Below are 14,947 nucleotides of genomic sequence, written 5' to 3'. Positions count from 1 at the left end.
TAGCCGCTGCCATCGCTTTATCGGCATCGTTAATCGTCGCACTGGCAATTGTTGCGTATAACTGCCCAGATGCAGGATTAATTACATCTATATGGGTATCAGCATTAAGCCATTGACCGCCTATATAATTAAGGTAATGTGCCATCACTCTTGCTCCGTCGCCGATTTAACTTGTTTTGCTAACCATGTTTGAAAAAAGTGAGTTGGCTTGTCCATTTCCGGAGAAAAAGCACCACCACCAAATCCAGGAGAGTAACGTCCTTGCTGCATGCCTTCAACCGCAATAATGTCTTCGCTAAATACCACGCGCCAAGACTCAACGGTCGACGTTCTACATGCCGCATATTCATCTTTCATTGCCTCGTCACCCACATAAAAAATGCGTAATCGCTCAACTGTTTTATCGGTATTTACCGGGTCAATCATCATCGCAAATGCATGGTCGGCTTGAATGCCAATTAAAACATTAGGAAATAGCGCAATATATTCGGCTTGACGTAACTTGTCCTCAGGCCAGTTAGGGAATTTAGGTAAGTGTGTACCGGCGGTATCAGAAAGGTTATACGCTAAGCTACCCTGACCAGAGAAATGCTCATTAAACATAATGTTATAATGATCTTCTAACTTAGAGTAACTATTTAAAGCGGGGTGTATCCAAGGTAAGTGGTAGGCTTCACAAAAGTTTTCTATTGTTAGTTTCCAGTTACTATTTACTTCTATTTCAATGTGTCCGCTCATATTTACGCGACGCAATAAATCTAAACCGTCATTACCAATAAATTGTTCCCAACGTTTTTCAAGCGGTGCAATGTGCTCTTCAAAACTTGCAGCATCGCCCGACAAGTTAACAAAAACCATATCCATCCAAATGGCTGAGCGCAGTGCTTTTAACCCATGATTTTCACACTTAAAGCGCTCGTCTTTATGCTTTGCAATACCACCAATATGAGGAGTCCCCTTTAAGTTACCGTCCAGATCGTATGTCCAAGAATGATAAGGGCAGCGGATCATGCCTTGTACTTCACCCTCTTCATGAATCAGCTTCATGCCTCGGTGACTACATACATTATGAAAAACCTGCACATCGCCTTGGCGGTTTTTCATTAGTAAAAGTGGTAAATCCATAAAGTTAATTGGCTTTACGTAACCATTTTTTGTCAAATCAGAAGCGAAACCAACACAGACCCATGTGCTGCCAAAAACCTGATCGCGTTCAAATTTAAAATACTCTGGATTGGTATAAGCCTCATTAGGCATCCCTGTGGCCTCATGAATAGGATTAAGTACACGATCAATCTGCTGAATAGGGATTATTTTTTGTTTTACATTGCTCATGCTATTTCTCCAAACGGTGTGTGTGATGAAAGATAAGTCCTAACTTTTAATTTAAGAAAAACAAATTAAGCGTTTTTATTTAAATTAAACTCTCAGGTCATAACTACATTTTGTTATCAACTGACTTGATTTTGATTAACAACAGCGCACTAAACAAACGATTTTTGCGCTACCTATCGATGAGTTTTTATCATGCATAATTGTTAAACTTAACATCTGAAAAGGCTTTAGAGTAATAGCACTAAATCTCATGCATAACTAAAACTCATGAATTGATGAGAATTTATAATTTGTAATGAGGTGGTAAATTTTCTAGTTTTCAAACACTATTTAACAAAAAGCAATAAAAACACACACTCACAGGACAACACATGACACACTCCACAATAAGAGCTAAGTCCGGAATTTTTAAGGGACTCAACCCCACGGTTACCATTGCTTCTAAAGTAATTTTAATCGCCTTCATTTTATTTATTGTGATACTCGCTAATAAAGCAGGTCACTACTTTGAAACTCTCGCTACTTTCTTACTTTATAATATGAAGTGGTTTTCTATTGGCTTAGTTTCGCTCGTGGTCGCCTTTTTGATTTATCTTATGGTTAGTCGTTATGGCCATATTAGATTAAGCGAAAACGATAACGACAAGCCAGAATTTAGTTTTTGGGCTTGGATTTCAATGTTGTTTTCAGGCGGGATGGGAATAGGTTTAGTTTTTTGGTCAGTCGCAGAGCCTATGTGGCATTACGCAGATAATCCATTTACCGAAGGGTTAACCGACGAATCAGCCTCAATGTCAATGCAGCTAACTTTTTATCATTGGGGTCTTCATCCATGGTCACTTTTTGTTATTGTCGCACTAGCCCTCTCTTACTTTTCTTATCGTAAAGGCCTACCATTCACTTTTAGATCTATTTTATACCCTATCGTAGGGGAACGTATTTACGGCCCAATTGGTCATATTGCCGATATTATTACCGTTGCTGTAACTGCCTTTGGTATAGCCCAAACTTTAAGCCTCGGTGTTATACAAATAAACTCCGGATTACAACAAACTTTTGGTATTAATATAAGCCTAACAACACAAACTATTTTAATTGTTACTTTATGTACCATCGCTGTTGGCTCAGTGCTTTCAGGGGTTGGCCGAGGTATTCGTTTATTATCGCAGTGGAATATGCTGCTTTCTCTATTATTAGTATTAATTGTTTTAGCGATTGGACCTACTCGATACATCTTTAATATTTTTTTCGAAAGCACTGGTAACTATCTTCAAAATATTGTGCAAATGGGATTATGGACTGACACACAAAAAGACACCAATTGGCAAAGTTCGTGGACTAGCTTTTACTGGCCATGGTGGATGACCTGGGCGCCATTTGTAGGCATGTTTATTGCGCGTATATCTAAAGGTCGCACAATTCGTGAACTTATAGGCGGNCCGACAGCCATTGCATTTATTTGGTTATCTGTATTTGGTGGCAGTGCATTAAAAATAGAGCAAGACGAGCGAAACGCCTTTGAAAAAAATAACGTTGCAGCTCAAGTAAGCAATTCAGAGCAAGTAATTAAGCAAGATGTATTTATAGGTGGAACAGTCCTTAAGGCCACAAAAGAAGACAGCACGCGCGCACTGTTTACATTATTTAATAACTTAGATGAAGGTTTATTAGGGACGATACTCAGTATTCTAGCGTGTATATTGCTCGCAACTTACTTTATCACCTCTGCAGATTCAGGAACGTTAGTCCTGTGCATACTTGATGCCGCAGGCGATACAGAACCACCTAAATCTATACGTGTCTTATGGGGAGTTGCAATTGCGGTAATTTCATGGGTATTAATTTATGCAGGCGGATTACAAGCAATTAAATTTGCCTCCATTATTATTGGTTTTCCTATCTCGATTTTTATTTTAATGATGGGTGTAACGCTATTTTATAGCATTCGACGCGAGCCAAAACCTTGGGCAATGCTTCCACAACATGTTCGCCCTGGTAAAGATCAACTCGATGAACCAATAAAGCATACTGATACAATCAACTAATCTGCTAAATGATCAAAAAATACGCGCTGCTCTTAGGTTTGCTTCTAAGGCAGCGCATTCATACTATTAAATATCAGAATCTAAACGCCAAATTCTAACCTTACAACAGAGGGTAATTAAACGAGTCCTCGTTCACCTACCTCATCTGGAATTTGTTGTAACAACCATTCTCTAAAGTGCTTAACGCTTGTTGGCATACGACCACGATTATTAGGTTCTATCATAGAAAACTTAGAACCTGTAGTAAGTACATGTTCTGTTGGCCGGATCAATACTCCACTTTGTAAGTATTCATCAACTAGTGACCCCCACGCTAATGCAATGCCTTGACCGTTAATTGAAGCTTGTAAAAGCATTGGGTAGTTATTAATATTTATACGGTTTCTTGGCTCAAGTTGCTCAAGCCCAACACCCGCAAACCACTCTTCCCAGTTAACCCAGCCCATTTGTGTTTCATCTAGGTGTAAAATTGTTTTAGTAAAAATATCTTCCGGTTTAGTTGGACTGCCTATTTTTTCTAAATAAGAAGGGCTACACACCGGAAAAACTTCTTCGCAAAACAACGTTGTTATATTCATATTAGCAGGTTGGGTTCTGCAGTAAAATAAAGCGAGATCACACTCCAAGCGGTTTAAATCAATCTCGTTATCGGAGGCTAAAATACGCAAATCAATATCATCGTGTAAATTTTGAAACTCGGCGACTTTAGGTAACAACCATAACGAAGCCATGGCATTTGTTGTTGCTACAGTTATTTTTTTATCACCTTGCCATTTTTTAACTTGCCCAGTTATATCTGCAATATCAACTAAAGAGCGGCTGATTGCCTGATAATATTGAAGCCCCGTTGGTGTTAAATGAATACTTCGGCTTGCTCTAATAAAAATAGCCTTACCTAAGTACTCTTCTAATTGTCGAATTTGACGGCTAATTGCCCCTTGCGTCACATTTAACTCTTTTGCAGCAATAGTGAAGCTTGAATGTCGTGCAGACGCTTCAAATGCCACTAAACTATTTAACGGCGGTAACGGATTAATTTTCATATAGCTTCCTACTTTGTCTCTACTCAATAGAAACGACTGACCAACCAATTTGAGAATACATACACGTTTATAAGGTATAAATTAAGGTGAGTAATTTGCAGGTAATTGTTGTGGTCAACTCATTGTTCGCTTGAGTTTTTCTACCAAGTCGATTGCCAGCAACCTATCATCTCAAATAGACTAATTCACTGTAACCGATTATAAAAAGTAATATAAGAGCATAAACTTATTTCAAGCAAAGCTTATGCTCTTCTTTTTTAAAAATAATAACCAATATTAATATTAAAACGGCGCTCAGTTTCATCGCTGTCACCAGCAATTGAGCCACCAACAAACGGCTGGTTTTTAGCGTGTACTAAGTCAAAATAGGTGAACAATCCACCGGCAGCAACTGAAAACCCTGTTACGTTCATCCAAGTATCTGCACTGCTATCAGATTTATCGTAAATTACTCCGTAATCATTATAAAACTGCAAAGCGGTTACAGGCCCCCATTTTACAGGTAAGTTGTAAGCAATATTTGCATTGGTTGTAGTGGCCTCAGCAGCAATACTGTCATAAAACGAGTACGCACCTACAGCCATGGTGTTTGCGTTTTCTATATCGTAATTGTATTCGCCATGTTGAAACTGTAAATTCCACGGCCCTAAATTACTATTCACATGCACTGCCCACGCATAATAATCACCCGCTCTGTCTACACCATCATGTAATCCACCACTTAAAGCAGAAAAGCCAACCTCAGTCTTCCCTTTATCGTGTTCAATATGATAGCCATAACGCGCGGAAAATGTATTATATTCAGCAAGTGGATTATCAAGCTCTGCGTATGTCCCCTCCTGTGCGCCCCTAAAACCCACTACATCATATGAATAACGATCACTACGGTTATCAACATAGCCATCTATGCCACCTAGCTCATCATTTTTAAAAAAGCCTAAATCAAGCTGCCAATTATCTGCTATTTTACGTTTAAATATCACCCCTAAATCGTGGTCATCCTCGAGCCCAATGTAGTAATTAGTACTAAAAAAATAGCTGTGCGAATTATAAGGCCAATTACCAAATGGTACCTTTGTAATACCGGCTTGTACTTGCCAAATGTCAGCAAAATCATATGCTGCATAAGCATATTTAACTGCGGTCATATAATCAAAAAAACGGATCTCGGCATTTAGTTTTACACCACCTACATCGCCTGCAAAATTTATCCTAAAAATATCAAAATCAAAATCCCCACCTCTGTTTTTACTGCCATCCTCGTACGACGTATAACTGTAGTTAGTACGAACAGCCCCACCTACTTTTATTCCTCCTGCTTTTTGCTCAGCTACAACATCTTGCGCTTCGCCACTATTTGATAGTTTTTCAGTATTGCGTTTTATAGCATTTATTTCATTTTTATTGGCGTTTGCAAGCTTAAGCTGTAAATTTTCAACCTGTTGCTGTAATTCGCTTAATTGTTGTTTAACTGTGTCTAGATCATCGCTTGCATTAGCACTACAGGTAACAACCCCCATAGCAACGGCTAAAGCCGATAGTTTAAAAACTCTCATTGTGTGTCCTTGTGTGCCGTGTTGATGTTTTATTATGTGTAGCATTACTCGTTTTTTTATTACTTTTAGCTTTGTATTCACGTAAACAGGCAATAATACAATTACAAAAAAAACAATAATTCCATTAAAAAGTAAGCCTAATCACACGTTAAAACCAACCGCGTAAAAGCAATAATGCTAATAAAAACAGATGTTTTTCGATATTTTAAATATGACTAATAATTATTAACCACATTTATTATTTATTAAAATTAGCTCTCAAATTCTGCTTAACATTTCAGCAACAAACAAACTACTTTTTTGATAGGTCACCATGAGAATTAATCATCAATTAATTCTAAGCGAGGCTATAAGTGCACAGATTTAAAACACAAGGGATGCTGGGCGTTATATGAGGAGTGTTACTTTTATATTGTGATGATGTATGTAATGCATTTTATCAATGCTATAAACACGAAAAAGCCGATGTTGGGGTTTAACCCAACATCGGCTTTTTTACTCTCGCTATTTTATATCATGCTTTAGTAAGCACTTTATAAAACACGTTATAAAGGTTTTTTATAACGATAACTCTTCTTTAGCACGAGATAAGTTGTGCGATACCATTGAGCTGTTAGACAATTTTGATGCCTCGTATAAATCAGCAAGTGCAGCTGTATCATTATGCGCTTTTAAACGTGCAACACCACGGTTGCTTAATGCGAATGACGTAAGTTGGCGTACTTTAAATTTAGGGCCATCTGCGTCTTTTAAAAGTGCGATTGCTTTAGTACAAATTGCTTCAGCCTCAGCGTAATTTTTTGACTTAACATTCAGTGCGCAGCTATTAAATGATTGCTCAAGTGGCTGTGGCGCTGTTGCAGTTTCAATAACCATTAATTTGTAATCACTTTGATCAGCCATTGCAGCAGCTGAACATGTTAATAGTGAGCTAAGAGCGATAGTTTTGATAAGTGTAAATTTCATGATTAATTTCCTGTAAGTTAAGTCGTACTTGTTGCCGACAACTGAACTTTAGAGAATTAACACAACCCCGACAAACGATTAAAACAAACCTAATAAGTGAAGAAAATTAACCTATAGACCTTAGTCTAATACGCTTAAACTTTTTCTATATATTTAAACAACTTACGAACCAATAATCGTGCCTAAAATCGCTACTTTACGTTTTAAAATGTATATAATTATTTATGCTTTTTTTTAGTTGGTTTTATTTTAAACACCTTGCTTTGGCATAGCTGAATAACAATCAAACAAATTTATACATTTAATTACATGCAATACTAAGTCATGTATTTATAATTACAGCTCTGGTAACTTTTCATCATTAATGGGTTAACTTTTTTGAAACACATACTTCCTCTTTTTGTTTTATTAAGCACGCTTTTATCATTTAGCCAAAATGCTAACGCAAGGCTTTTGCTCGGTAATGACATGCCTAACACCGGTATGTTTATAAAATCAGAATTTAATGGCGATAGCAGCATTACATCTGCGGGTGTAGAAATGATGGTTAAGCAAAATTACAGTAACTTTGGTATTGTTTTTACAAGCGCAATTGGCGCGGCAGTAATCGATAATAAACAAGGCGAGCAAGAAGAGTTTATAACGTGGGACAACGGAATGAAGCTTGGTTATTTTAATGACTTTTTTATATACGCCGAGCTTGGCTTAGATCTGTTCGAACTTGCCTTTAAAAACGATAGAGGCGATAACACCTACCAAATAGAAAAATCGAACAACGACATAGACGGCTACGCAGGTATAGGTGCGGGTTATCACTTTAAGCCATTTAAAATAGAAGTATTTACCCGAGCACGCCAAATAGATGGCGACTACTGGGAAGCACAAGAACATATTTACAGCGGTGTGCAGCTCAGCTTTACGTTTTAATTACCCTTTTGTTTTATAAGAAAAATAAAAAGCGTGTGAAATACAGCTATTTCACACGCTTTTTAAAAAATTACATTTATCAGGTTTGATCTAACCAATTTATATTTAACGGATAGTTTTGGCTACTTTACCAATACTCAAACCCTGAATTAAAATTGAAAACACCACAACCGCATAAGTAAGAGCCAATAAAATATCGCGCTCGTTCCCATCAGGTAATTGCAATACCAGTGCAACCGAAATACCACCGCGCAAGCCACCCCAGGTTAAAACTTTCCATGCGCCAGATGGCAACTCTAATTGCTTATTAAATGTAGTGGTTGTTATACCCACAACAATTAAACGTGCGAGTAACGCGATTAAAATTGTTAAGCCACCAGCAATAAACAAATTACTCGAAAATGCAATCATGACGACCTCAAGCCCTATGAGTACAAATAAAATGGCATTTAAAATTTCGTCAATTAGCTCCCAAAATAAATCAACGTAATGGCGTGTTTTGTCGCTCATAGCCATACTACGACCATGATTGCCCACCATTAACCCCATCATTACCATTGCAAGTGGCCCCGACAAATGCCNATGCATAACCACCAATAACGCCCGCTAAAGTAAGTAATACTTCTTCTTGGTAACTATCAATACTTTTAAGTAAGTAATATAAAATACCACCTAATACCAAACCAAAAACAATACCACCACCAGCTTCAACCGCCAGCGTGTGCGCTACATAATAAGTTGTAGGAATATCACCACTTGATAAAACACCCAATAAAAGCACAAAAATAACCACGCCTATACCATCGTTAAACAACGATTCACCCGCAATCACGGTTTCAATACTTTTAGGCGCACCCGCAGATTGTAAAATTCCCATTACCGCAATAGGATCGGTTGGCGAAATTAATGCGCCAAACAGTAAACACCAAATAAACGCTAAATCAAAACCAAGCAAAGGGAGTACTAAATAAAGTGCGCCAGCAATAATAACCGTAGATAGCAACGTACCAACACAGGCCAAAATACCTATTGGCAACTTATAGCGCCTTAAATCGCTAACATTTACATGTAGCGCCCCAGCAAACAGCAGCATAGAGAGCATGCCATCAAGCAAAACTTCAGTAAAATCTAACTGATCGAGCAAGCTCACTTCGTAATCTATAAGATCATCAAACCCTAAAAAGCCCAAAAATATAGCGCCGATAGATAAAAGCATCGAAATAACCATAACGCCAATGGTTGTTGGCAAGCCAATAAAGCGATGGTTTACATAGGTGAGTAACGCAGTAATTGATAAAAATATCGCACTTATTTCAAGTACGCTTAGGCTGGTTCCTGGTGCCATGGTTTAAATCTCAATATTTATTTAATGATGCCTTGCTCAAAATAAGCAAAGCAGAAGGGTTATTATTTTTTATACGGTTATCTCGCATTATATTCGCGTAGCCTAAACAAGCATACCCAAAATATTAATTATAAATACACACCCTACTCTATTAACGTATTTAAGGTATTAACTTACGCATTAAATAAAACAAAAAAGCCCATGTTAGGAATTAACCTAACATGGGCTTTTTTACTCTCGCTATTTTATAACATGCCTTTGGTAAGCACTTTATAAAAGCGTTTATAAAGTACTTATAAAGAAAGCTCTTCTTTAGCGCGAGTTAAATTGTGCGATACCATTGTACTTGTAGACATTTGGTTTGCTTCGTATAAATCAGCAAGGCCAGCAGTGTCGTTGTTCGCTTTTAAACGTGCTACACCACGGTTGCTTAATGCGAATGATGTAAGTTGGCGTACTTTAAATTTAGGGCCATCTGCGTCTTTTAAAAGCGCGATTGCTTTAGTACAAATTGCTTCAGCCTCAGCGTAATTTTTTGACTTAACATTCAGTGCGCAGCTATTAAATGATTGCTCAAGTGGCTGTGGCGCTGTTGCAGTTTCAATAACCATTAATTTGTAATCACTTTGCTCAGCCATTGCAGCAGCTGAACATGTAAGTAGTGAGCTAAGAGCGATAGTTTTGATAAGTGTTTTCATGGTCGTAGTCCTGTTGGTTAAGCCGTGCTTGTTGCCGACAACTGAACTTTAGAGAATTAACACAAAACCGACAAACGATTAAAACAAACCTAATAAGTGAATAAATCTAACCTATAGACTCTAGTCTAATGCCAAATTACTAATTTACGGCAATTGGTATTTATACAATCAGCAAACAAACCAACACTTTATTGAGTACGCTCAAGTAACTTAACTACTTGAGCTACAACCATTTCTGGCTCATCATTTTGCGGATAGTGATAGCTCTTATTTGTTATTACTATTTCACCTTGAGGAAATGCATTAGCCCATTTTGAGTGTAAGTCGCCCCACATTTCACGCGCTTTGTCGGTAAAAAATAATACAGATGGCTTTTTATACTTTTTAACTGAGGCAATTACTGTCACGGGTATGTCAGCAATTTGTGGATAATCAGGCAGCGGGCGTTTTGCCCAAAAATCTAAATACTGATTCGACATTCCATTTTTCATATCGTCGAGCTTTATTGTTGCAATTTCTTTTTCAGCGCGTGGCAAATCAATCGCGCGCATAATATCTACATCGTGCTCTGATGCAGGCTCAATCAACATCAACGCTTTAATATGATTAGGGTATGTTGCAGCAAATACACGCGCAATATAAGCACCATAAGAGTGCGCAACATACACAACAGGCTCTTCTATTTTCAGTGTTTTGAGTAATAACACAGCCTCAGCTGCATATTCTTCTGAGCTATAGTTTTTCTTTATTTGCGCAGAACCACCATTACCAATACGAGAATACCGTATAACTTTGGCGTGCTTGGTAAGCGATTCAAAAACCGGGTCCCAATCACTTAAACCAGCAGAGCCGCCCGCTTCAAGTAGAATAGTATGTTTACCATTACCAGCTAGCTCGTATTTAACGTCAAAGCCATTTACTTGAACTTTAGCCAGCTCAGCCATGGCACAATGGGAAATTATAAGTAAGCTGAAAATAGTAACTTTTATTAATTTTTTCATCATTATAAATGTGTTTCATTATTAAAATTATCTTCAATGCTAAATACTTTTATGCGTAGTTTCTAGTAAGATTATGTACAATTGAATTTAATCATATATTACTTGACGTGTTAGTTTTTGTACTCTGGCCTTTTATTAAAGGTGTGAGCCTGAAGCTAGGGTTTAATAAGGGTAATTTTATTTTTGTAGTGCCTGATGCAGAGTGCATTTACGGTTTGTAAACCAAGCCATCTTTAAACAGCTTATTACCAAAGTGGACACTATTTCCTAAAAGCCGCTAACCCAACTGACCTGAACAACTAAGCTACCATTGTAATTAAGTGGTTATAAAAAGATTAATAATAATAAATTAAGGGAATAATTATGTTTTTTCAAAAAGAAGATAACAAAGCTATTATCAGAAGCTTTCTAGATTTACAGCTATTAAAAGAGGATGAAAATAAATTCTTTGAAAGTGACATGGCTGATGCCAATTTTGATTTGCTTAAAACTTCAGCAAATATCATCAAAAATACATTCAATTACCCAGTCGCTTGGGACAATTATACAAAACTAAATATCGGCCTTTATGGCGAACAGTTTCTTGATTGCATTAAAAAGGTTACGAATACTTCTGTTAACAATGATCATATATGCCCTCATATCCAAAATCTTTACTTAAGCTCATTAAGGTTTTTCTTTGAAATTGATTTTATGCTGAAAGAAGGTGAAGACGAGCATGAAGGATTTAAAAAATCTATTTCTGGAATGAACATAAAAAAAGAAGCTGTTAGCAATACTATAAATGAACTTTTTGATAACGAATTTAAATTAGAGTTACTTTACATCATTAACTCAACTCCACTTTTAATTACAAAAAATTTATTTCACTCTGAACAAATTAAACTTTTTTCTACATTTGACGAAAAGAGATTAACTGCTGAAGAAACATTAAATAATATTGCTAGCTCAAAAGAGGAAATTACAAAGAAAATATCTGATTTTCAAACTGAATTAGAACAAAAAGAACAAACAGTTGAAAATTTACAAGCCACATTAGATAAGCAAGAGACTGCTTTTAACTTTGTTGGATTATACAAAGGCTTTAATGAGCTAGCAAAGCGGAAACAAAAAGAAGCTACTAATACTTTTTGTTTTCTTATCGTATTAGCATTTTCATTAATTGCATTTCCTTTGTCCGCTATGATCTCCATATACAACCCTAACGATATCAGTCAGAGCTCTGCTATTTCGACACATCTACTAAATTTATTACCTCTTATTTCGTTAGAGATAATTTTGCTCTATTTTTTCAGAGTTGTGCTACATAACTATAAATCAATTAAGGCTCAAGTTCTTCAGGTAGAGCTTAGACAAACTCTTTGTCAATTTATCCAAAACTACGCAGATTACTCAAAAGAAATTAAAAAAGATGATCCCGCTGTTTTAGAAAAATTCGAAAACCTTATTTTTAGTGGGATTATCAGTGATGCTGAAAATCTTCCTAGTACATTCGATGGAATGGATCAAATTACAAAATTACTATCATCTTTAAAAAGGACTTAAGAGTATGAAACGGATTGTTTTTATAATTTTTGGAATTGCAGGGCTAGCCGCCATTATCGCAATTATATTTTTTGTATCGAAATTTGGGTTTGGCCCAGCCTCTACAATCAGTAACTGGGGCGCAGTTGGTGACTTTTTTGGTGGTGTGCTTAACCCCACGTTCGCTTTACTCAGCTTAATTTTAATTGCTTATACACTAATGCAAAATAAAAAAGCGCTAGAGCAAAGTGAAAAAGCAATACAACAAGGCACTGAAGCAATCGAGCAAAATGAAAGAGCATTACAAGTAAGTAATGATGAGTTGGCTCTTACTCGAAATGAACTTGCTAATTCAGCAACAGCATTAGAGGAACAAGCAAAGTTACTTGCAGTACAAAGTTTTGAAACTACCTTTTTTAATATGTTGGAATTGCATAATAAACTTATCAATCAGTTCATTTATATTCACGAAAACTCCCATGAGAGGATCTCAAGAAAACTTAATATAGATTCTTACTCTGCCGGAACAGTTATGAAGGTAGAGCCCGGAATAAAAAGCATCAATCGATTATTAATGGCTATAGAAAACGCAAATAATAAAATTGTTAGTAACAAATCAATTATTTTAACGTTTTCAATGTTCTATATATATGAAAATAAAGAGTTTGGTAGGTACTTTAGAAATCTATATCAAATTTTGAAATTAATAAAAAACAGTTTCCCCGATATAGGTATTCAAAAAAAGTATAGTAATATTCTCAGAGCCCAATTATCAAACCAAGAATTATCATTATTAATTTTAAACTGCTTATGTCCGCATGTGGATAATGGCGAGTTTAGAAAGTTAGTAATTCACTTCGAGCTACTCGAACATTTAGATATCACCTACAAGTTAGGGGATAATTACATCGCTACTTTCACAATAAATAACCCAACACTGAATTTGACTAGTAATGAAATCGATCAGTATTTTTCAACAGATACTAGTGGCAAGCTCATTAAGTCTGCTTTTGGGCAAAACTCTCAAATTATGGATTATTGTAAGTTCAAAAATCTGGTAGACCAGTAGTACTAAAAGCCTGCTAACAGTGGGCTTTCTTATAATAAAACTCGTTTTCTCGCTCAAACCTATAAACTCCCTCGCCCATATGCCATAATCTAAATAATTCATTATTTTAGTAACTTGGCGCGCATTTAGGCGTTTTTAAGTTAACTACTCAGGGTTTTCAGCATGGCATATCAAGAGCAAAATCAAGCAACAATCTACTGGCACGACTATACTCAAATGCAATTAAGCCATTGTTTTAAATAACTTAAATTAAAGATCTAAAATTATTTATACACAAATTTATACACATAACCGTTTCGTAATCACTTCACTTACTCCACCTTTGGCGCTGCCAATCTTGCTCTAAGAGTACCGTTTTTAAATTTCAGTTCTATTTTCAATTAAGTCATTGTTTTAAAATTATTTTATTATTAATCATAAAAAGCACTTTGATCCTCAAAACCTCACATAAACGAGCTAAGTTATTGTTTAACTGTCTTATTATTTTAAATTCCTTATTAATTACAGGCGGTTAAACTGTAAAACAGTGAAATTAGCTTCGATCTTTTCAGATCTTTGATCTGCTAAGGACCCTATATACTCCGCTGGCTGTCGGTTTAAATGAAGTACTTTAAAACTGTAAAAAAATAACGATAAAGAGCGCGCAGGAGGGTGAGGAAGAGTGCGGATTTCGTGGCGTACATTCTGTGTGGGGCTAGTTTCCGTGGCTAGAACCTCACTGTTCAACATAGATAGCAATAACTTTACTGCAGCGAATAACGGCCATTAAAAAGCCCAGCGTGTTGCTGGGCTTGTTTAGGTGGCTTGTGTGTTACTTTGTTATTGGGTCTAGCCTAGATTTTTGGGCTGCTGCTTCACCTGCTTTGCTTGTAAATACTGCGGCTGTTATTGGTGGCGCCATTGTTGGGCTGTGTTTATGTGTGGCGCATTCTGTTGCTATATCTTTTACTGTGGCCATTAGCTCTGATAGCAATTTAAGTACGTTCTCGCTGTCACTACCTAACCACGTTTTAGGGCTCTTATGCTCTTGTTCTTTGCTTGCTATTACTTTGCGGGTTTCACACTGCAGCTCTGCTAATTTGCCGATGATGTCTTTTAATGATTCATCTGTTTTGTTTTCAAAGTTACCGCTTTCATCAATATGTTGATAAACCCCTTCACGTACTTGGGTACGGGTTTCTCCCTCTTTGATTGCAGGTAAGTCCCAACCAAAAGGTAATATGGTTCTAATGAATGGTTTATCCGCTCGGCCGTAGGCAAAGCCAATTTCTACAATTGAATTAATAGCCGGCGGTTCTAGTCTGCCTGCGTTGTCGCCTGCGCCTGGTAGTGGAAGTGGCACGGCTTGAAGTGGTTTTGATTTGGTGTCGGTGCCGTTTTCGTCAATCAGCTGCAAGTTAACCGCATAGCGTGGGTAGAATGCATCGCTGCCACGCTC

Annotated in this window: 11 protein-coding genes and 1 pseudogene; 4 read left to right on the top strand and 8 right to left on the bottom strand. The window is 36.8% G+C overall.

All coding sequences use genetic code 11. The annotated features are described in order from the left end of the window. Window positions 1–144: 144 nt before the first annotated feature. Window positions 145–1,335 (bottom strand): aromatic ring-hydroxylating dioxygenase subunit alpha, encoded by a 1,191-nt coding sequence (locus L654_RS0124775; protein WP_010553492.1) that lies wholly within the window; start codon window positions 1,333–1,335, stop codon window positions 145–147. A 371-nt stretch (window positions 1,336–1,706) separates the two neighbouring features. Here L654_RS0124775 and L654_RS0124770 point away from each other — a divergent pair, with 371 nt between their 5' ends. Then, window positions 1,707–3,380, top strand: coding sequence for a BCCT family transporter (locus L654_RS0124770; RefSeq protein WP_225305810.1), 1,674 nt, complete (start codon window positions 1,707–1,709; stop codon window positions 3,378–3,380). A gap of 116 nt (window positions 3,381–3,496) precedes the next feature. Here the strand turns inward: L654_RS0124770 and L654_RS0124765 are convergent, their stop codons facing one another. From L654_RS0124765 to L654_RS0124755, 3 genes are all read right to left on the bottom strand, one after another. Next, window positions 3,497–4,423, bottom strand: coding sequence for a LysR substrate-binding domain-containing protein (locus L654_RS0124765; protein ID WP_024609352.1), 927 nt, complete (start codon window positions 4,421–4,423; stop codon window positions 3,497–3,499). A gap of 257 nt (window positions 4,424–4,680) precedes the next feature. After that, a complete protein-coding gene (locus L654_RS0124760) occupies window positions 4,681–5,979 on the bottom strand; it encodes a porin (protein ID WP_024609351.1) in 1,299 nt (432 codons plus the stop codon). A gap of 558 nt (window positions 5,980–6,537) precedes the next feature. After that, window positions 6,538–6,945, bottom strand: a complete 408-nt coding sequence (locus tag L654_RS0124755; RefSeq protein WP_024609350.1) for a hypothetical protein — start codon at window positions 6,943–6,945, stop codon at window positions 6,538–6,540. Between the two features lie 378 nt (window positions 6,946–7,323). Between L654_RS0124755 and L654_RS0124750 the strand changes: the two genes are divergently transcribed. Continuing rightward, the gene (locus tag L654_RS0124750; RefSeq protein WP_024609349.1) at window positions 7,324–7,872 is read left to right on the top strand and encodes a hypothetical protein; all 549 of its coding nucleotides are present in this window, start codon (window positions 7,324–7,326) and stop codon (window positions 7,870–7,872) included. 105 nt (window positions 7,873–7,977) lie between these two features. Here the strand turns inward: L654_RS0124750 and L654_RS01000000126830 are convergent. The 3 genes and pseudogenes from L654_RS01000000126830 to L654_RS0124735 form a co-directional block, all read right to left on the bottom strand. After that, a pseudogene (locus L654_RS01000000126830) lies at window positions 7,978–9,217 on the bottom strand (sodium:proton antiporter). Between the two features lie 293 nt (window positions 9,218–9,510). Continuing rightward, the gene (locus tag L654_RS0124740; protein WP_002963246.1) at window positions 9,511–9,915 is read right to left on the bottom strand and encodes a hypothetical protein; all 405 of its coding nucleotides are present in this window, start codon (window positions 9,913–9,915) and stop codon (window positions 9,511–9,513) included. Window positions 9,916–10,103: 188 nt separating this feature from the next. After that, entirely contained in the window at window positions 10,104–10,916 is an 813-nt protein-coding gene (locus L654_RS0124735; RefSeq protein ID WP_024609348.1) for an alpha/beta hydrolase, read from the bottom strand. A gap of 363 nt (window positions 10,917–11,279) precedes the next feature. Between L654_RS0124735 and L654_RS1000000127135 the strand changes: the two genes are divergently transcribed. After that, window positions 11,280–12,461: a hypothetical protein gene (locus L654_RS1000000127135; protein ID WP_024609347.1), complete on the top strand. Its 1,182-nt coding sequence runs from the start codon at window positions 11,280–11,282 to the stop codon at window positions 12,459–12,461. A gap of 4 nt (window positions 12,462–12,465) precedes the next feature. Next, the gene (locus tag L654_RS0124725; RefSeq protein ID WP_024609346.1) at window positions 12,466–13,509 is read left to right on the top strand and encodes a putative phage abortive infection protein; all 1,044 of its coding nucleotides are present in this window, start codon (window positions 12,466–12,468) and stop codon (window positions 13,507–13,509) included. Window positions 13,510–14,320: 811 nt separating this feature from the next. On the opposite strand, the gene L654_RS01000000126820 is transcribed toward L654_RS0124725, so the two are convergent. Next, a partial coding sequence (locus L654_RS01000000126820) for a hypothetical protein (RefSeq protein WP_024609345.1) occupies window positions 14,321–14,947 on the bottom strand: 627 nt, incomplete at its 5' end.

It is taken from the genome of Pseudoalteromonas sp. TAB23 (assembly GCF_000498075.1).
Classification (GTDB): domain Bacteria; phylum Pseudomonadota; class Gammaproteobacteria; order Enterobacterales; family Alteromonadaceae; genus Pseudoalteromonas; species Pseudoalteromonas arctica.
The sequence above is the reverse complement of the archived record's forward strand: the minus strand, read 5'-3'. Positions and strand labels throughout refer to the sequence as shown.